An 18,620-nucleotide genomic window follows, 5' to 3' on the forward strand; every position below is an offset into this window, starting at 1 on the left:
AGAGCCATGCCGTTGTTCCTGTTCGAGCTGACCGTCGCGCCTGCTGAGCGGACGGCCGTGAACGCACTTCTCGACGAGGTGGTCAAGGCCGCGGCCGACGCCGGGGGTGATCTCATCGAGTCGCAGGTCACCGCGGGGCTGGACCGGGTCTTCGCCATCGTCGAGGCGAGTGGTGCGGTGGTGCTCGCCGACGCGTTCACCGGCGCGACCGTGCCCTCCGCCGCGGGCATCAGCGGCCCGGACGAGGTTCGTCTCGTCGGAGCCGACCTGGCCGCGCTCAAGGCCGCCCGCCCGCGCGCGGGCTACCTGGTCGAGTGGGATCTGCCCGCCGAGCTGGACATGGAGTCCTACCTCGAGCGCAAGCGGGCGAAGGCGCCGCGGTACGCCGACGTGCCCGAGGTCAGCTTCCTGCGTACCTACGTCCGTGAGGACATGGAGAAGTGTCTGTGTTTCTACGACGCCCCGGATGAGGACGTGGTGCGCCTCGGCCGGGCCGCCGTCGACACCCCGATCGACCGGTTGCACGCGCTCGACCCCGGGACGTCCCGGTGAGTCCGGACGGATCCGGTGCGACGCTCACGGCGGTAGCGGCTGACGTTGCCGCTCCGGTGGTCGCGCGGGCCCGGGAGCGCGCGGCCGACGTCGACGCCGGGCGGGCCGACCCGCGGGCCACCGTCCAGCTCGCCGGCGCGCTGGGGCTGCTCGACGCGCCGCTCGTGCGCGTGATCGGTCTCGTCGAGGAGGTGGCGGGGGAGTGCCTGAGCACGGCGTTCTCCCTCTGGGCACAGCGGATGGTCCTCACCTACCTCAACGCCGCCGCACGCGCCGACGCCGAGCTCGTCGAGGGTGTCGGCAGCGGAGCGCTGGCCGGCTGCACCGCGATGGCCCCCGCCCTGCGGGACGTAGCAGGAATCGCGCCCGTCCCCGTCGTCGCCGTGCGCACATCGACCGGGCTGCGGCTGCACGGGCCGATCCACTGGGCTTCCCAGCTGTACTCGGACGCCGTGGCCGTGCTCCCGGTGCGCATCGGTGAGGATCCCGTCACGGCGGAGCGCGCCGTGGTCCGGATCCGGCTCTCCGATCCGGGGGTGCAGGTGGCCCCGGCTCCGCCGCTGCTCGCCATGGATGCGACGGCATCGTCGTCGGTCCGGCTCGATGGTGTGGCCGTAGGACCCGATGCCGTGCTGTCCACTGATCTGGCGGCTTTCGTCGCTGCGGTCCGCCCGGGCTTCCTCCTCCTGCAGTCGGCCTTCTGCACCGGCCTCGCCGCCCGGTGCGTGACGGAGAGCGCCACCCACGTCACCGGGGTGAACGTCGCCCTGCAACCGGACCATGACGAGATCAGCGCCCGCCTGTCGGGCGTGCAGCAGCGGCTGCACCGCTGGGCCGCTCGTCCCGGAGACCCCGATAAGGCCGAGCTTCTGCGGCTTCGGTTGGACGCCGCCGCGGTGGCCGTCGCGGCGGCCCGGCTCGAGGCCACACTCCGCGGCGGCGCCGGCTACCGGTCCGACAGCGCGGTCGCCCGCCGCCTGCGGGAGGCGTCGTTCCTGCCGGTCCAGGCCCCGACGGAAGGACAACTGCGGTGGGAACTGTCGCGCTCCGCCTGACCGGAGCCACGAAGCGCTACACGGACAGGGTCGTGCTCGACGGCGTGGACCTTGACGTCGAGCGGGACGCCCGGCTCGTCGTGCTGGGCCCGAGCGGCAGCGGGAAGTCCACTCTGCTGCGGCTGCTCGCCGGGCTGGAACCGCTCGACGGCGGCGCGGTCAGCAGGCCCGATGGCGGCACCGGTGTGATCGGCACGGTGTTCCAACAGCCGCTGCTGCTGCCCTGGCTGAGCGTGCGGGAGAACGTGGCACTGGGTGGGCGCTACCGGGCCAACCGGCAGCGTTTCGACCCGGTGCGGGTCGACGAGCTGCTGGCGCTGTTCGGGCTCGCCGATCTCGCACCGGCCCGGCCCGGCCAGCTCTCCGGTGGGGAGGCGCAACGGGTCGCGATCGCGAGAGCGGCGGCGGTGGCGCCGGAGGTCCTGCTGCTGGACGAGCCGTTCAGCGCCCTCGACCCCGCAACCCGTCGCGGAATGCAGACCTGGCTGCGGGAGACCGCCGACCGGCTGGGCCTCGCATTCGTGCTGGTCACCCACGACGTCGACGAGGCGCTCTACCTCGCGTCCGAGATCGCGTTGCTCGACGGCACGGGGGGCATCGCGGGTCGGTGGGAGCGGCTGGCCCCCGTCGCACACGAGGAACTCGCCGCTCACCCGCTGCGTACGGAGCTGTTTGCCGGTTACCGCTCGCAGGTCGCGGCCGGAGCCACAGGAGCAGCGACGTGACGGTCGGCCGGATCGGCCGCCGGGCGCTGCTCGCGGGCGGCCTCGCGCTCGGCGCCGCCGGTGCGGTCGGCGGTGTGGCTGGGATCGCCGACCTGGCGACCGCGTCGCGGTCGACGGCGCGCGCCGGCGGTCTGACCAGGATCGGCTACCTGCCCATCACCGACGCGTCCCCGCTGCTCGTCGCGCACGCCGACGGGAGATTCGCCGCGGCAGGCGTGCCCGTCGAGCGGCCCGTGCTGTTCCGTGCCTGGGAGTCGCTGGCGCAGGCGTTCCTGGCCCGCGAGATCGACGTCGCGCACATGCTGATGCCCTTCGCCATCCAGCTGCGCTACGCCCTGGGCGCGCAGCTTCGCGTGCTGGCGTGGAACCACACCAACGGCTCAGCGCTCACCGTCGGCCCGGACGTCGACGATCTCTCCGACCTCGCCGGGCGCCAGGTCGCGATCCCGTTCTGGTGGTCGATCCACAACATCGTGCTCCAGCGAATGCTGCGCGCGGCTGGTCTCGTGCCGGTGGTGCGCCAGGCACCGTCCGCAGCACAGCGCACCGTCGGTCTCGTCGTGATGAGCCCGGCCGACATGCTGCCCGCCCTGCACACCGGCACGATCGCGGGCTACGTCGTCGCCGATCCGTTCAACGCCGCCGCCGAGATCCGTGGGGTCGGCCGGGTGCTGCGTTTCCTCGGTGACGTCTGGCGCGACCACGCGTGCTGTGTGGTCGTGGTCCGCCGCGAGCTCGTCGAGCGGTCACCGGAGACCGTGCGAGCGCTGACGGACTCGCTGGTCGGTGCCCAGCTGTGGATCAGCGGGCACCGAAAGGAGACGGCGGCGCTGCTCACGAGTGGCCGTTACCTGCCACAGCCGCTGCCAGCCGTCACCAAGGCGCTCGACCGCTCCCCGGCGCAGTATGCGGATGTTCTCGACCGGCCGGACTGGCACGGCGAACGGATCGGCTTCGCGCCGTATCCGTACGCGAGCTACACGACGGCCCTCGTCGCCGCGATGCGCGAAACCGTCGTCGACGGCGACACCCGCTTCCTCGACGGCCTCGACCCCGCCACCGTCCATGCGGACCTGGTCGATGACCGATTCGTCACCGCGAGCCTGGCCGCGTCCGGTGGGCCTGCGGCGTTCGGCCTGCCCACCTCGCTCTCCCGCACCGAAGGGCTCCTCCCGTGACGGTGACCGCGTCCGCTCGTCCCGCCCCGTCGCAGGGGGCATCTCCACCGCGAGGCACCCTGTTCCCGGCCGTTCTCGGAATCGTCGTCGCGGCTGCCCTGTGGTGGCTGGCCACCACCGTCCTGGCGGCGCCGGACTCGATGCTGCGCGCGTTCGCACCACAGCACGCGCTGCCGGCCGTCGTCGACCTCGCACGGCAGGGTGTTCTCCTCGACGACGTCGCCACGAGCCTGTGGCGACTGCTCGTGGGGCTGCTCGTCGCCGCCGTGCTCGGCCTCGCCATCGGGCTCGCGGTGGGACTCCTACCGCTCCTCGATGCGGCCACCGGTCCGGTGTTCCAATTCCTGCGAATGATCTCCCCGCTGTCGTGGGCGCCGGTGGCGATCGGGCTCTTCGGCATCGGGCATCGGCCGGTGTTCTTCCTCGTGGCGGCCGCGGCGATCTGGCCGATCGTGCTCAACACGACCGCCGGGGTCCGCTCGATCGACCCCGGCTTCCTGCTCGCCGCCCGCGCGCTGGGCGCGACACGCACCGAGGCCCTGGTCACCGTCGTGCTCCCGGCGATCCGCCCCCACATCCTGACCGGGCTACGGCTCGCATTGGGCATCGCCTGGGTCGTGCTCGTGCCCGCCGAGATGCTCGGGGTCACCTCCGGGCTCGGGTACGAGATCCTGAACTCCCGCGACCAGCTCGCCTACGACAAGGTCATGGCCGTGATCCTCGTGATCGGGCTGCTCGGTTTCGTGCTCGATGCAGCTGCCCGCCGCTTGCTGGGCTCCCGATAGACCTGTTCTGCACCCGATCCCTCTTCTGCTCCGTTCTGCCGGACGATCGACAATCCCTGGAGGTGGGGCCCGTGAGGTCCACGGCATCGCCAGCCATGCAGAAGGCCGACCTGGACGCTGTCACGCCTGATGTCCACGGCCTCATCAGCAAGCAGACCGCCACTTTGGACGGAGTCGACGTGACCCGCGTGCGCTTCGATCCGGGCGCGCGCTGGTCGAACGACCTCAAGTCCTACGCAGGCACCCAGAGCTGCGAGCTGCCACACGTCGGACTCGTGCTCAGCGGCCGGTTGCACGTCGTGATGGATGACGGCAGCGAGGAGGAGTTCGGGGCGAACGACGTCATGCTGCTGCCGCCCGGCCACGACGCCTGGACCGTCGGCGACGAGGCCTGTGTATTCGTCGAGTTCTCCCGGGGCAACGACTACTACGGCTGACGCCGTGCCTCGTCGCGTGAGCCGGCCGCCGTGATCGCGCGACGGGCCAACTCTGGCCGCACTCGGCGCGCGGGTCTCGCCGGCCGTCGGATCATCTGCTCGGGCTCGGTCACCCGGTACAGTCGCACCGCACGCTCGCGCAGCTCGTCGGGTACGTCTCCGGTGCTGCTACAGAGACTCCTTTCACGGCCACAGCCATGATCGTCGGTCTCCGAGCTACCCGGGGGGATGCTCAGCGTTGTTGGCCCCGCCGGCCTTGATGCTCCGGCCACCGGCGGTCAGAGGACCGGAACTTGCGCAGGTCGGCGGTCAAGCGTAGGTAGCGGCCGCGGAGGTGTCGGATGGGGACGGACAGGATGGCGCCGGGCCGGGATCCGCCCGCTCGGGCCGAGGTACTGCTGCACGAGAGCGCACGCACGCGGGTGACCCGGCTGTCCCTGCCTGGGCGCGCCGTTGTCCGTAAGGAGCCGCTGGGGCCGGACGCGCAGCGGCGGCTGCGGCACGAGGTGGCGATCCTGGAGCGGCTGCGCGGTGTCGTCGGGGTCGCGCAGTTGGTGGACGCGCCGCAGTACCCGGGCTCGGTCGTGCTGGCGGACGCCGGCGAGACCACCCTGTCCGGGCTGGCCACGCCGGTGGCCGTCGATGAGCTGATCCGGCTGGCGGGCAAGCTGGCCCAGGCCGTGGCGGGAATGCACCGCCGTGGGGTGCTGCATCGAGACATCACTCCGGCCAACATCGTGATCTCCCGTGGCGGGGACCCGTGCCTGGTGGACTTCGCGTTGGCGTCCTCGTTCGCCGAGATCCGCCCGGCGTTCACCCACCACAGCGAGATCGTCGGAACGCTCGCCTACCTGGCCCCGGAGCAGACCGGGCGCACCGGCCGGTCGGTGGACCAACGCGCCGATCTGTACGCGCTGGGCGCGACGCTGTACGAGCTGGCCACGGGCGGGCCGCCGTTCGGTACCGGTGACCCGCTGCGCCTCACCCACGATCACCTGGCCCGCGTGCCGGTGCCGCCGGCGCAGGTGAACCCGGCTCTACCAGGGCCGTTGTCCGAGATCGTCATGCATCTGTTGGCGAAGGAACCCGACCACCGCTACCAGACCGCGGAAGGCCTGGCCCACGACCTGGAACAGGTCCTCGACATCCGAACACGTCCGGCGGCGACTCCGGTGCGCATCGGCGAGCACGACGTTCCGCTGCGGTTGCTGCCGCCATCACGGCTGGTGGGACGCGACCCCGAGCTGGCGATGCTGGAGACGGCGTTCGAGGAGGCGCTGACGGGCCGCTGCCGAGGGGTGCTGGTCGGTGGGGCGCCGGGCGTGGGCAAGACGGCGCTGGTCGATCAGCTGCGGCCGGTGGTGACGGGACGCGACGGCTGGTTCGTGGCCGGCAAGTTCGACCAGTACCGGCGGGATCTGGAGTTCGACGCGGGTTTCCAGGCGTTCCGGGCGTTGGGCCGGCTGCTCTTGGCGGAGCCGGAGGACAAACTCGGCGAGGTCCGCGAGCGGGGCCTCGCGGCGCTCGGTCCGAACGCGGGCCTGTTGAGCGCGGTGGTGCCGGAGTTCGCGGCGCTGTTGGGGGTGGCGCCCGATGCGGGGGATCCGCTGACCGCGCAGGTGCGGGCGCCGCAAGTGGGGATGCAGGGGTTGCGGGCGGTCGCATCGCGGGAACGCCCGGTGGTGATCTTCGTCGACGATCTGCAGTGGGGCGGCCGTAGCTCGCTCGGCTTCGTCGATCTCGTGCTGTCCGAGGAGCCGGTCGAGGGTCTGTTGCTGGTGGGGGCCTACCGCGAATCCGAGGTCGACGCGGCGCATCCGCTGACCGTGCTGATGTCCCGGTGGCGTGAGCAGGCCGGGGTGCGCTGGCTGGGACTGGACAACCTGCCAGTGCCGGGCCTGGTCACCATGGTGGCGGAGATGTTGCACGTGGACCGGGCCGCCGTGGTGGGCCTGGTCGAGGTGATCAACGAGCACACCTCCGGCAATCCGTACGAGACGGTTGAGCTGCTCAACGCGTTGCGCCGTGAGGGTGTGCTCTCTCCGACGGCCGCCGGGTGGCGGTGGGACGACGGAGCCGCACGTGCTCGGCTGGGCGAGTCCGAGGTGGGCGGGCTACTCGCGGCGCGGGTCGAGGCGATGCCGCCGACGTCCCGCGCGGTGGTCGAGGCGATGGCGTGTCTGGGCGGGCGGGTCGAGGCAGGCCTGCTGCAGACCGCCACAGCTGCACCGGCGGGCGTGGTTGACCAGCAGCTGGCGCCCGCACTCGACGAGGGCGTCCTCGTGGTGGAGCCCGGGCTTCGTGAGGCCGTGCGGTTTCGCCACGACCGCACCCGCGAGGTCATCTTGGATGGGCTGGACCCGCAGCGGCGACGCGTGCTGCAGTTGGCCATGGCCCGGCGCCTCGCCGAGGTGCCGCAGCTGTTCGCGGCGGCGGCTGAGCAGTACCTGCCGGTGATCGACGCCGTCGCCGGCGTGGCGGAGCACCAACTGGTGGTGGGGCTGCTGCGCCGTGCCGCTGAACAGGCCAGATTGATCGGGGAGTACGCCCTGGTGAACGCGCTGCTGGTCGCCGCGCTACGGCTGATCGACCTGCGCGAGACCGCCACGCTGATCGAGGTGCACACCGGCCGCCACGCCGCCCTCTACAGCCTGGGGCGCCTCGATGAGGCGGACGAGGAGTACCGCACCCTCGAGCGGCTGTGTCCCGACGCGATCCGACGCGCCGACGCGACGGCCGTGCAAGTACGCAGCCTGACCCACCGGAAACGTTTCGCAGAAGCGATCGCTCTCGGCCTGGAGTCACTGCACGAGTGCGGCATCATCGTTCCGGCGGGGGACCGGCTTGACCAGGAGCTCGACCGCCAGTACGAGTATCTGTACCGGTGGCTGGACACCGACATCTCCGACGAGCTGACCCGGCCGGAGATCACAGATCCGACGCTGCTCGCCGCGACCCGTCTGATCAACGCGATCCAAGTGGCGGGCTACTTCGTCGCCGACCACGCCACGTCCGCTTGGCTGAGCCTGGAGGCGCTGCGGATCTGGATCGAGCACGGACCGGGACAAACTCTTGTCGGTCCCGCCTCCATCGCGTCTTTCCACGCCGTGGCACAGCGCGGTGCCAGCATCGTCGGATACCGCGCGGTGCAGCGGCTCGTGGAGGTCGGCGAAGCCCGCGGCTACGAGCCCGAGACCTCGCAGGCGCGCTATCTGTTCGCCGCCCTCAGTTGCTGGTTCGAGCCCATCGAGAACTCTCTCGCCTCCACTCAGCGCGCCCGCGAGGGGCTGATCGCGGGTGGTGACCTGGCCTACGCCGGCTACACCTACTACCCGACGGTCTACAACCTGCTCGACTGCGCGCCAACCCTCGACCAGCTCGTCGACCAGGTGGAGACGGCGCTGGCCTTCGCACGGCGCACCGGCAACGAACAGACCGGCCAGGTGTTCGACAGTTACCGATGGTTGGCCGGCGTGATGCGCGGTGAAAGCTTCGCCGCGGCCGATGACGCGGTTCCCGCCGACCGGTACGCAGACAACCCGCTGGCTCTTCTCCTGGCACACATCGCGCGGTCAGTCGCTGCAACCGTCTTCGGCCATGCGGTCGTCGCGGCGCGTCACACCGCCGCGGCGATGCCGCTGCTCCCAGCTGCTCTGGGGCTCTACCCGACCGCCGTGGCCCACCTGCTGTACGGACTCGCCCTCGCCGAGCAGGCCCGCGCCGGCCATGCCGCCGAGCGCACCGCCCTGCTGTCCGAACTGGACGACATGACGCGCTGGCTGGCCGATCGCGCTGCGGACGCGCCGGACAACTTTCTTCATCTGCTGCGGTTGCTCGAGGCCGAGCGGGCGTGGGTGGTGGGTGATTTCCGGGCGGCAGGGCTGGGGTTCGACGCTGCTCGCCGGGAGGTCGCCGGCCGTGCACGACCGTGGCACCGGGCGTTGATCGCCGAACGTGCCGCACGCTTCTACCTGGCCCGCGGCCTGGACCACGCCGGCCGTGATCTGCTCGCCCAGGCCCGCCAGCTCTACGCCGACTGGGGTGCGAGCGCGAAAGTCGACCAGCTCGACTGGGCCTACCCCACCCTGCGGCCACACTCCGACGCGACCGCGGGGCAGGGCGGTGACCAGCCGGCTGATCTGTTGCATCAACACGGCACAGTGACCACGGGCACACTCGATCTGCTGGGCATTCTGTCCGCCTCACAGGCCCTGAGCTCCGAGACCACCATCGACCGCCTGCACGCCCGCGTCGTCGAGGTACTCAGCGAGATGACCGGCGCCACCGACGTACAGCTACTGCTGTGGAACACCGAACGCAACGACTGGCTACTCCCCACACCCGACAGCAAAACCTCCCAGGTCACCGGCACTACCGAAGAGCATCTGGCGCCACTGTCGGTGCTGCGCTACGTCCAACGCACCGGACAACCACTCGTGGTCCCCGACGCCACCGACGACGACCGCTTCGCCCGCGACCCCTACCTCACCGACCGGGACTGCTGCTCACTGCTCGCGGTGCCGATCCTCAGCCGCGGCCGGCTACGCGCGGTGCTACTGCTGGAGAACCGACTCATCCGCGCCGCCTTCACCACCGACCGGCTCGACGCGGTCATCCTCATCGCCGGCCAACTCGCCGTCTCCCTGGACAACACCCAGCTCTACGCCGAACTCACCACCTCCCGCGCCCGCATCGTCACCACCGCCGACCAGACCCGCCGCCGCATCGAACGCGACCTGCACGACGGCGCCCAACAAGAACTCGTCGCCCTCGCCCTGCAAGCCCGCGCCGCACAGGCGCTGGTGCCCCCCGACGCGGACGAACTCGCCGCCCAACTCGACGACCTGGCCACCCGCGCCGACAACGCCCTGGACGAACTACGCGAACTCGCCCGCGGCATCCACCCCGCCCTCCTCGCCGAAGGCGGCCTACCCCCCGCACTCCACACCCTCGCCCGCCGCAGCCCCATCCCCGTCGAACTCGACATCCACACCAACACCCGACTACCCGAACCGATCGAGACCGCCGCCTACTACCTCGTCGCCGAAGCCCTCACCAACACCGCCAAACACGCCCACGCCACCACCATCCACGTCACCATCGACACCACCCACCACGACACCACCACCGTGCTGCGGGTGCGCATCCGCGACAACGGCCACGGCGGCGCCGACCCCACCCACGGAACCGGCCTGCTCGGACTCACCGACCGGGCCGAAGCACTCGGCGGCCACCTCACCATCCACACCGCGCCCGGCGAAGGCACCACCCTGAACGCCGAACTCCCACTGCCCCTCAACCACCCAGGCTCAGGCTGACCGAGCCGACGCCCGTCGGGCCGGGTACGGCAGCGCTTCTCGGGCGGCTCATGACTCCGGTGGGATCGTTGCACCGGCCGCCAGCAGCTTCTCCGCCAGCGCGCGACAGCGCCTCCCGAGCTCTGGAGGGTCGAGTACCTCGAAGTCGTGCCCCAGCAGAAGCACGTGCATGAGCACGAAGTCGAGGCTGCCGGCACCACTGAGTACCTCGCAGAGCTCGCTGTCTCGCGGTCTGACGACGGCCGCCGACGCGGGAATCTGCGCGCGCACCGTGTCGGCCGACGCGTGCACGAGGAAGCGCGCCTGGTGCGGGTAGACCCGACTCGCCACGCCCTCCTGCACGTACGTCGCCGCATCGGGCGCCGCGCGCGGGCGGAAGGACCAGGACCGCGGCGACACATCAGTCATCCGGTCGACGCGGAAGCTGCGCCAGTCGTCGCGATCGAGGTCGTAGGCGAGGAGATACCAGCGACGGTCGGAGGCGACAAGGCGGTACGGCTCGACCTGCCGCGCTCGCACCTCGCGCCCTGACGGGTAGTCGAAACCGGCCTCGACCTCGTCGCGGCAGGCTCTGGCCAGCGTCATGAGCACCTCGGGGTCAACAGGCGTGCGGCCTCCGCCGAAGGATTCCACCGAGCCGGAGAGCGCGCGCACCTCGTGCCGCAGCCGGGTGGGCAGCACCTGGTCGAGCTTGGTCAGCGCCCGGAGTGCGGCGTCGCCGGAGCCGGCGACCGCGCCACCCGCGCCGGCGAGCAGCGAGACAGCGGTGGCGATCGCCTCCTCGTCGTCGAGAAGCAGCGGCGGCAGATCCTGACCCGCGCCGAGCTGGTAGCCGCCGCCGACACCCTGGCTGGCACGCACCGGATAGCCGAGCGTGCGCAGCCGCTCGACGTCACGCCGCACCGTGCGCGGCGTGACCCCGAGCTTGTCGGCGAGCTCGGGACCGGTCCAGACCCGGCGCTGCTGCAGCAGCCCGAGCAAGGTGAGCACCCGCTCCGTCGTACCTAGCTCGTCACCGCCTGCCACGGGCATGTCGCCACCTTGCCAGAGATAGCGGACCGACCCTGTCCGCTAATGGTGCCAGGGTGGCCCCATGAACGAATCGAGCAGCCGCCACATCCAGGTCACCTTTGACGCCCACGACCCCCGGGCGCTGTCCTCCTTCTGGCGCGACGTACTGGGCTACGTCCACCCCGGCCCGCCCGGAGTCGACCTGCCCGAGGACGCCGACCCGCTGGCCGCGTGGGACGACTTCCTCGCGCGGGTCGGCGTACCGGAGGAGCAGCGCAACACGAGATCGGCCATCGAGGACCCGGACGGGCACGGCCCCCGGCTGTTCTTCCAGCAGGTGCCGGAGGACAAGGTCGCCAAGAACCGTCTCCACCTCGACGTTCGTGCGGCTCCCGGACTGCAGGGAGACGAGCGGATGGCGGCGCTGGAGGCCGAGTGCGACCGGCTCGTCGCGCTGGGAGCGAGGCGGGTACGTCGCGAGGAGCCTGCTCCCCCGATGAGCGCCGGCTTCATCGTGATGACCGACCCCGAAGGCAACGAGTTCTGCCTGGACTGACTGTGAGGATCGTGTGCCCTGCTCAGCTCGCGTCCGCCGGTTCAGGAGAGGCGATCACGTGCGTGACGGGGACGTCGGCGGCTTTCCTGATCCGATGGGGCAGGTCGATGCGCAGCCATCTCGACAGATACCTCGGGAGGGTGGAGACGACGATCTCGTCGTAGCGGCGGCACTGCCACTCGCGCTCGAACGCGGTCATCGGGTCCGGGTCGCCGATCCTGCAGGAGACCTCGATCCCGTCGGCTTGCAAGAGTTTCTGCGCCGCCCGCAGCCGCCGCCACGCAGACTCCGTGCCCCCGTGCGGGTCCTGGACCTCCCATGCTGCGGGAGCAAGCATGGTCACGGCGATCGGGCCCAGGGCGTGGCGGGCGAGGAGTTGCCGGACCAGCCGGGGGGAATCCGCCGTCCGGTTGGCCAGGACGAGAACGCGCGTGGCCGCGTCCATGCCGGCGGACTCTACGCCGCCGAGCGCGAGCGAGGCCGGGTGTAGGTCGGTTCTGCCGGGGACGATCGGCACCCCGCCGGGGCTGGCGTCGGGCTGTCGGAGCTCGGCATTACATGTGGAGCCGGCGCAGCGTCCGGCGAGGGTTGGATCGCCTGAGCTCGGGTAAGAGATCGTCGTGCGAGCGATGGTGAATGCGCGACGGCGGGACGACCATCCCTGTGACGTCGCACCCGGGGAGGGCGAGTTGCGCGGTCTGCTGTCCGCCGGAGAACTCGAGCTCCCGCTTCCGCGCGGAGGGCGTACGGCCGAGCGGTGGTCGGGTCTTGCCGGATGGGGCAGGCGCGACCTCGGGTTGGCCCGGCTCGTGGAAGGCCACACCGACGCCGTGGCGATCCTGGCCGAGGCTGCGCGGCATGCGCGGCCCGAGACGCTCTACGGCGTGTGGGCCTCCCGATCCGGTGGCACCGGCGCCCGCCTCGTCCCGTCCGGCGACGGACTGGGGCTGCACGGCACCGTGCGGTTCTGCTCGGGGGCGCACACGATCGACCGCGCTCTCGTCGTGGCCGACGCACCCGAGCCGGCCGACGGCCACGTGCTGGTCGAGATCGCCGTCGATCAGCCCGGGCTCGTGCCCGAACCGGACACGTGGGCCACAGCGGCGATGGCCGCGGCCGACACCGTCGACGTCCGGTTCGACGGTGTCCCGGTGTCGCTCGACGCGCTGGTCGGCCCGGCAGGCTGGTACACCACCCGGTCAGGGTTCGCCGCGGGCGGCGGCGGCGTGGCAGCGGTGTGGTGGGGTGGTGCGGTCGGCCTGCTCGACCGTGCCGTCGCCCATCTGCGCTCGCCCGCTGATCCCCACCAGCTCGCCCATCTCGGCGAGCTGCACGCCCTGATGGAGGCCGCGTTCGCCCTGCTGCAGCGCACGGCCGACGCACTCGACGCCGCGCCAGGTGCTGATCACACCTGCAGCCTCTCGGCGGTGCGCTGCGCGGTGGAGCGGGCCACGCGCGAGGTCGTCGAGCGTGTCCCACGGATGGTCGGCGCGGCCGCGCTCAGTCGCGACGGTGCTCTCGCCCGAACGCTGGCTGATCTGTCGCTGTACATCCGGCAGCATCACGGCGAGCGCGACCATGCGGCGCTCGGCGCGAGCGTGCTGGCGATGTGGGCTGCGCGGTGAGCGCCGCTCAGCCGTCCCCGGCCGTCCGAGCCCAAGCAACGGCCGCGCCGGCGCAGGTGCGTCCGACCACACCGGTGTCCGCGTGGAGCCGGATGATCGAGATGCGCCGTCCGCCATCCTTCGACGCGGCGGCGCACGAGCGTGTCGTGGTCGTGGCCGCGCATCCGGACGACGAGACCCTCGGTGCCGGTGGCGCGCTGCGTGCCCTGCACAGGGCGGGCTCGGTGATCACACTCGTCGTGGCCACCGACGGTGAGGCCGCCTACCCGGGACTGGGGGAGGTGGCACGGCGCGAGCTCGGGCTCATCCGTCGAGCAGAGCTGGCCGCTGCACTGCGGGTGCAGGCGTTGGACGAGGTCGCGGTGCTGTGGCTCGGATTGCCGGACTCCGCTTTGCATGCACACGCCGATGAATTACGGGAGGCGCTCGAACCCGTTCTGGCGGACGCCGACGCCTACCTGGCGCCGTGGCCCGACGACCCGCATCCCGACCACCGAGCCGTCGGCCTCGCCACTGCTGCGGCGGCACCGGTCTCGGCGCACGGGTGGTCCTATCCCATCTGGACCTGGGCGTGGATCGATCCCACCGACCCGTCCGTGCCATGGGAACGGGCGCGAGTCGTGCCGCTCGACGAGGCGGCTCGCACGGCGCGTCGCCGGGCCGTCCGGTGCTTCGCGTCGCAGCTGGAGCCAGGGCCGGACGGCTCGCCACCGGTTCTCGCCGCCGGACTGCTCGACCATGTTGATCGCGACACCGACCTGCTGTTCCGGGAGCCGCGTGTCGAGTCGGCCCCGATCGAACGCTTCGCCGCTCTCTACGCCGAGGGCAAAGACCCATGGCACGCGGATTCCTGGTACGAGCGGCGCAAGCGTTCCGTCGTGCTCGCGAGCCTGCCTCGAGATCGTTACCGCGCCGCCTTCGAGCCGGGCTGCGGCACGGGCGAGCTCACCCTGGAGATCGCCGGCCGGTGTGATCAGGTGCTCGCGTCCGATCCCGTTCCGGCGGCCGCCGCGCGCGCTCGGCGGCTCTGCCTCACTGCAGACGGGGTTCAGGTCACGTCCGCCGCACTGCCCGAGGCGGTGCCGGCGCAGGCGGTGGATCTCGCCGTGTTCAGCGAGGTCCTCTACTACCTCGACGACGCCACGCTCGCAGCGACCGTGGATCGCACGTTGGCAGCACTGGAACCCGGTGCCGACGTCGTCGTGGTCCATTGGCGCGGCTGGCCGCCCGAGGCTCCGCGCGATGCCGGCGCCACCCATCGGCTGTTGTCCGCTCGTCCAGAGCTCGACGTCCTGGTGGAGCACACTGACGAGGAGTTCCTGCTGCATGTCCTGCGGCGCAGGTGAACAGCCGGCGCCGGATCGTCGCGGTCGGGGTGGTCGTTCCTGCGCGTGACGAGCAGGAACGAATCGGCGCGTGCCTGCGAAGTGTCCGCGTGGCGATCGACAAGCTGCCGCGCGGCATCACAACGGCGGTCACGGTCGTGCTCGACCGTTGCTCGGACCGCACGCCCGCACTCGTCGACGAGTTGGTGCGGCACTGGCCCGCAGCAACGGCAGTGAGCATCGCGGCGACCGGCGTCCGGCAGGTGCTGCACCCGCACGGCCATTGCCTGTCGTCGATGCCGTCGTCCATCACCGGAGGCGCTGCCGATGCAAGGCGTCGTGGCAGCCGGTGCGCCGACGCGTCGGTGCAACAACGGCACTCCGTGGCCGGTTCGGGTGTGGGCGCCGTCCGCGACCTGGGCGTTCGGCTGACACTCGAGCGGCTCCGTCCCCAACCGCTCGACGCCACATGGCTCCTGCACACGGACGCCGACACGACGGTGCCGCCGGACTGGGCCCTCGCGCACCTGCGGCACGCCCGCGCCGGGGCGTGTGGTGTTGCCGGGCTGGCGGATCTCAGAGGGGGAAACCGTCTCTCGATCACGGCGCAGCGGCAGTACCACGCGCTCGTCTCCAACGGTCTGGACGGTGATCGGCACATGCACGTCTACGGCGCCAACCTGGGGGTGCGGGCCGACGCCTATGTCGCCGTCGGGGGGTTTCCGGCGGACGGACCCGGCGAGGACCACGGCCTCTGGCGGCGACTCGACGAGGCCGGATACCGGCTCACATGTCCCACCATCTTGCGCGTCCGCACGAGCGCCAGGCTCCGTGGCCGGGCTGCCGGCGGGCTCGCCGATTTGTTGCGGTCGTTGGATTCGGATCGGGGTGCGCGGGAGCCGTCTACGAGCCGCTGCCGGAATTGTCGCTGACGCGACGGGAGCGAATCATGAAGGTCGGATCGAAAAATGTAGGCATGCGAATCCGACGGTGGCGGCCAGGACAGTTCCTGGCCGCCACCGTCGGATGGTCCGAGTCCTTGTGATTCCTGCAGATCAGACCGAGAGCAACCGGGCGAAGAAGCTGCTGTAGCGGCGCAAGGCCATTCGCAGGTCCTCGGTCGACGTGGATTCGGCGTCGATACCCTGCTCGATGTCGCGGCGCTGGTCGTGGAACAACTTCTGGAGTTCCTCGAGCAGTTCGGCGACGATCTGGTCGGCTTCGGCCACGGCCTGTCGCGGTTCGTCGACGAAGCCGCCCTTCACGGCATCCCAGCGGCGGCCGTACTCCGTGGCCCGCTGCTGCGGGACGAGGGGCTCGCGGTCGGACTCGGCGGAGCCATCGGCGTGGGCGGACTGATTCGCCTGTGTGTGGTTGACCTGTCGACTCGTAGCGGCCTGGCCGATCCCGTGGTCCGTGCCGTGGCCGGCGTCGTGAACGGCCATGTCCTGATCTGCGCGGGCGCCGGGGACGGATGTCGCCCGGCCGGTGCCCATCGCGCCGTCATGGGCCGTGCCCCGGTCGGCGTCATATCCACCACGCGGGTCCGCTCCGGTCGTCGTGCGGCCGGCGCCCATGTCGCCGTCGTGGGTCGTACCGCGACGGGTGCCGTCGACTCTTGTGTCCTGGCCTGCGCGCGGATCGGCGACGGTCTCCGGGAGGTCGGCGCCGGTGTTGCTGTCGTGGTCGCTGCGTGGGACGTGCCGCGTCATCGTGTGGGCTCCTGAGTCGGTCGGTAGGCATCGGTCGTGGTGGTGTGCATGGGGGTGCTGGTGTCGGTGCGGTCGGCGTTCCTACCGGTGTCGGGGTCGGCGTGATCCGCCGAACGCGAGCCCAGCAGCGCCTCCACCAGCGAGCGGTAGGACGTGAGTGCCTGGCGCTGCTGCTCCGTGTCCACCCCATCGCCGTTGTCGCGAGCCCCGCTGCGTGCCGAGGCGTCGCGGACGGCGCGGGCGTCGCGGTAGTGACGCACGACGTCGGCGTGATCCACCGAGAGGTCCTCGGCGCGCCGGTCGAAGTCCCCGACCGGATATCCGCGGGCCTTCATCACGCTCACGACGAGCGCGTCGGCTCCATCCAGCGCGCGTTCCGGGTTGTCGACGAAGCCGCGCTGCACCGTGCTCCACTCGTGCTGGAACCGGGATCGCTCCTCGTTGTCCAAATCGCGGATATCGAGCTTGTCGCGGCGCTGCTGGCGGGCCTGCAGGTCCGACTCAGCCGCCTTGCGGTCGCCGGTCTCCATGACCTGTCGCTCGTATTCCGGTCCGAACTGCTTCTGCAGTTGTTCAGACCGCCTGCGCTTCGCGAGCATGGCACCCATCGCCACGACGGCAACCAGTAGCACCACCGCGACGATAATTAGGGCAAGTACGGTGGCGTCCACCGTGGGCCTCCTCGAGGAACGAATGACTCGGTGAGTGATCTGGTCTCAGAGCTTCCCGTTCGGTGCCCCGGATGAAACGCGATCCTGAGGATCGGATTTTTCTTCGCCGATACGGGTGCGGTCCGCGGGGGCATGTCAGTGCACTGTGGACGGTCCACGGAAGCGGTCCGAACCTCGCCGTTCGTCCAGCCGAGCCTCGGGAAGAGGTCGGCTGGTCAGCCGCCGCGCGGGTGGCCCCAGAGGATCATCGTGAGTTCCCGACCGCGATCATTGATCAAACGCGTGTGATCGGCGGCCTCGGTGGTGATCCCCCCGCGCACGACGCTCGGACCCTGAGACCCACCGACGCTCCGGAGCCCGACGGCACGGTGAACTGGTCGTCGACCACGACACGGCGGTTTGCCGATCAAGGGGTGAGGGGTAGGCGATCGCATGCATCGTCGGTCATCGGTGCAGGTGCGGGCTGCGGTGGTGGTCGCTGCGGCCCTGTTGCTGTGCGGGTGCGCCGATCTGGAGCAGCAGCAGGTGGAGCGGGTGGCCTCAGCGTTTGCGGCGGCGGCCGACCCGTCCGACCGATGCCAGATGCTCGCACCGGCCACCGTCGCGACGGTGGAGGCGCAGTCGGGCCGGCCGTGCGCCCAGGCAACGGCCCAGTTGGAGCTTCCCCGGGGGGCGGTGCAGTCCTCGACGGTGTGGGGCGACCAGGCGCAGGTGCACCTCGTCGGCGACACCGTGTTCCTGACCAAGACCGGCGATGGGTGGAAGGTCACCGCCGCGGGCTGCCGGTCCCGCGGAGATGCGCCGTACGCCTGCCGCGTGGAGGGCCCATGACATCGACACGTGCATTGTTCGTGATCTACCTGGCCGTTATCGGAGTCGGCCTCGCGTACTTCATCGCGATCGGACTGCTGGGCCGATGAGCACCTCGGTGGGAACGTCCGAAAAGCGCAGCGGCGTGTGGCGGGTGCTGCACGATAACGGGCTCGGCATCGTCTTCGGTGTGCTGTTCCTCGTCATGCTGACCGGGCAGGCGTTCTCGGGGCATGCCAATTTCAACGACCAGCAGGTCAGCGACGGGAGTGAACCCGTCTCGCTCGGGCAGTACCTCACATCCTCGTCGTTCGCCGTGGACGTCGCGGAGAACTGGCAGTCGGAGTACCTGCAGTTCTTCCTCTACATCTTCGCCACTGTGTGGCTCGTGCAGCGGGGATCGTCCGAATCGAAGCCGGTGGACGAGGCCGGAACGGAGTCGGACAAGGACCAGCTCGTCGGCCGTCACACCACGGCCGACTCGCCACGCTGGGCACGCGCGGGCGACTGGCGCGTTCCGGTGTTCTCCCGCTCCCTCGGCCTCGTGATGGGCGGTATCTTCCTGCTGTCGTGGGGTGCCCAGTCCGTGGCCGGCTGGGCGGCGTACAACGTCGAGGAACTCCGTGGCCGCCAGGACCCCGTGAGCTGGCTCGGCTACCTCGGTGAGCCGGATTTCTGGAACCGGACCACGCAGAACTGGCAGTCGGAGATGCTGGCTGTCGGCTCGATGGCCGTGCTGGCCGTATACCTGCGCCAGCGCGGCTCACCGGAGTCCAAGCCGGTCGGGGCAGCTCACAGCGACACGGGCGATACCGGCTGAGTCTCTCGCCGGGGCCGACCAGCACCGTCGCCTGACGATG

At 71.0% G+C, this 18,620-nt stretch carries 17 protein-coding genes; 13 read left to right on the top strand and 4 right to left on the bottom strand.

The window, feature by feature from the left end:
- Positions 1-6 precede the first annotated feature (6 nt).
- The 7 genes from ABD743_RS10155 (at position 7) to ABD743_RS10185 (ending at position 10,050) form a co-directional block, all read left to right on the top strand.
- Positions 7-552 carry a DUF4242 domain-containing protein gene (locus ABD743_RS10155; RefSeq protein ID WP_344721068.1) on the top strand — a complete coding sequence of 182 codons (546 nt, stop codon included), beginning with the start codon at positions 7-9 and terminating at the stop codon, positions 550-552.
- Positions 549-1,607 carry an acyl-CoA dehydrogenase family protein gene (locus ABD743_RS10160; RefSeq protein WP_344721070.1) on the top strand — a complete coding sequence of 353 codons (1,059 nt, stop codon included), beginning with the start codon at positions 549-551 and terminating at the stop codon, positions 1,605-1,607. Before ABD743_RS10155 ends, ABD743_RS10160 begins: the two co-directional genes overlap by 4 nt.
- The gene (locus ABD743_RS10165) at positions 1,583-2,332 is read left to right on the top strand and encodes an ABC transporter ATP-binding protein (protein ID WP_344721072.1); all 750 of its coding nucleotides are present in this window, start codon (positions 1,583-1,585) and stop codon (positions 2,330-2,332) included. The genes ABD743_RS10160 and ABD743_RS10165 overlap by 25 nt, the downstream gene beginning before the upstream one ends.
- Positions 2,329-3,510 carry an ABC transporter substrate-binding protein gene (locus tag ABD743_RS10170; RefSeq protein WP_344721073.1) on the top strand — a complete coding sequence of 394 codons (1,182 nt, stop codon included), beginning with the start codon at positions 2,329-2,331 and terminating at the stop codon, positions 3,508-3,510. The genes ABD743_RS10165 and ABD743_RS10170 overlap by 4 nt, the downstream gene beginning before the upstream one ends.
- On the top strand, positions 3,507-4,295 hold the full coding sequence (locus ABD743_RS10175) for an ABC transporter permease (protein ID WP_344721075.1): 789 nt from the start codon (positions 3,507-3,509) through the stop codon (positions 4,293-4,295). The genes ABD743_RS10170 and ABD743_RS10175 overlap by 4 nt, the downstream gene beginning before the upstream one ends.
- 71 nt (positions 4,296-4,366) lie before the next feature.
- The gene (locus ABD743_RS10180) at positions 4,367-4,732 is read left to right on the top strand and encodes a cupin domain-containing protein (RefSeq protein ID WP_344721076.1); all 366 of its coding nucleotides are present in this window, start codon (positions 4,367-4,369) and stop codon (positions 4,730-4,732) included.
- Positions 4,733-5,073: 341 nt separating this feature from the next.
- On the top strand, positions 5,074-10,050 hold the full coding sequence (locus ABD743_RS10185) for an AAA family ATPase (RefSeq protein WP_344721078.1): 4,977 nt from the start codon (positions 5,074-5,076) through the stop codon (positions 10,048-10,050).
- A gap of 48 nt (positions 10,051-10,098) precedes the next feature.
- On the opposite strand, the gene ABD743_RS10190 is transcribed toward ABD743_RS10185, so the two are convergent.
- Positions 10,099-11,082, bottom strand: coding sequence for a helix-turn-helix transcriptional regulator (locus ABD743_RS10190; protein ID WP_344721080.1), 984 nt, complete (start codon positions 11,080-11,082; stop codon positions 10,099-10,101).
- 61 nt (positions 11,083-11,143) lie between these two features.
- Between ABD743_RS10190 and ABD743_RS10195 the strand changes: the two genes are divergently transcribed.
- On the top strand, positions 11,144-11,617 hold the full coding sequence (locus tag ABD743_RS10195) for a VOC family protein (protein WP_344721082.1): 474 nt from the start codon (positions 11,144-11,146) through the stop codon (positions 11,615-11,617).
- A 22-nt stretch (positions 11,618-11,639) separates the two neighbouring features.
- Here the strand turns inward: ABD743_RS10195 and ABD743_RS10200 are convergent, their stop codons facing one another.
- The gene (locus ABD743_RS10200) at positions 11,640-12,062 is read right to left on the bottom strand and encodes a hypothetical protein (protein WP_344721084.1); all 423 of its coding nucleotides are present in this window, start codon (positions 12,060-12,062) and stop codon (positions 11,640-11,642) included.
- Between the two features lie 184 nt (positions 12,063-12,246).
- On the opposite strand from ABD743_RS10200, the gene ABD743_RS10205 reads away from it, so the two are divergent.
- The 3 genes from ABD743_RS10205 (at position 12,247) to ABD743_RS10215 (ending at position 15,499) form a co-directional block, all read left to right on the top strand.
- Positions 12,247-13,242, top strand: a complete 996-nt coding sequence (locus ABD743_RS10205) for an acyl-CoA dehydrogenase family protein (protein WP_344721086.1) — start codon at positions 12,247-12,249, stop codon at positions 13,240-13,242.
- A 92-nt stretch (positions 13,243-13,334) separates the two neighbouring features.
- A complete protein-coding gene (locus tag ABD743_RS10210; RefSeq protein WP_344721088.1) occupies positions 13,335-14,588 on the top strand; it encodes a PIG-L family deacetylase in 1,254 nt (417 codons plus the stop codon).
- The gene (locus ABD743_RS10215) at positions 14,585-15,499 is read left to right on the top strand and encodes a glycosyltransferase family 2 protein (RefSeq protein ID WP_344721089.1); all 915 of its coding nucleotides are present in this window, start codon (positions 14,585-14,587) and stop codon (positions 15,497-15,499) included. Before ABD743_RS10210 ends, ABD743_RS10215 begins: the two co-directional genes overlap by 4 nt.
- 123 nt (positions 15,500-15,622) lie before the next feature.
- Here the strand turns inward: ABD743_RS10215 and ABD743_RS10220 are convergent, their stop codons facing one another.
- Both ABD743_RS10220 and ABD743_RS10225 read right to left on the bottom strand, forming a co-directional pair.
- The gene (locus ABD743_RS10220) at positions 15,623-16,279 is read right to left on the bottom strand and encodes a hypothetical protein (RefSeq protein ID WP_344721091.1); all 657 of its coding nucleotides are present in this window, start codon (positions 16,277-16,279) and stop codon (positions 15,623-15,625) included.
- Positions 16,276-16,950 carry a hypothetical protein gene (locus tag ABD743_RS10225; RefSeq protein ID WP_344721093.1) on the bottom strand — a complete coding sequence of 225 codons (675 nt, stop codon included), beginning with the start codon at positions 16,948-16,950 and terminating at the stop codon, positions 16,276-16,278. The genes ABD743_RS10220 and ABD743_RS10225 overlap by 4 nt, the downstream gene beginning before the upstream one ends.
- Before the next feature lie 432 nt (positions 16,951-17,382).
- On the opposite strand from ABD743_RS10225, the gene ABD743_RS10230 reads away from it, so the two are divergent.
- Together ABD743_RS10230 and ABD743_RS10235 are read left to right on the top strand one after the other, a co-directional pair.
- Positions 17,383-17,781 carry a hypothetical protein gene (locus ABD743_RS10230; protein ID WP_344721095.1) on the top strand — a complete coding sequence of 133 codons (399 nt, stop codon included), beginning with the start codon at positions 17,383-17,385 and terminating at the stop codon, positions 17,779-17,781.
- A 97-nt stretch (positions 17,782-17,878) separates the two neighbouring features.
- A complete protein-coding gene (locus tag ABD743_RS10235; protein WP_344721096.1) occupies positions 17,879-18,580 on the top strand; it encodes a DUF6766 family protein in 702 nt (233 codons plus the stop codon).
- The last annotated feature ends 40 nt before the right edge of the window (positions 18,581-18,620 follow it).

The sequence above is a fragment of the Pseudonocardia yunnanensis genome (assembly GCF_039534065.1).
Taxonomy (GTDB): Bacteria; Actinomycetota; Actinomycetes; order Mycobacteriales; family Pseudonocardiaceae; genus Pseudonocardia; species Pseudonocardia yunnanensis.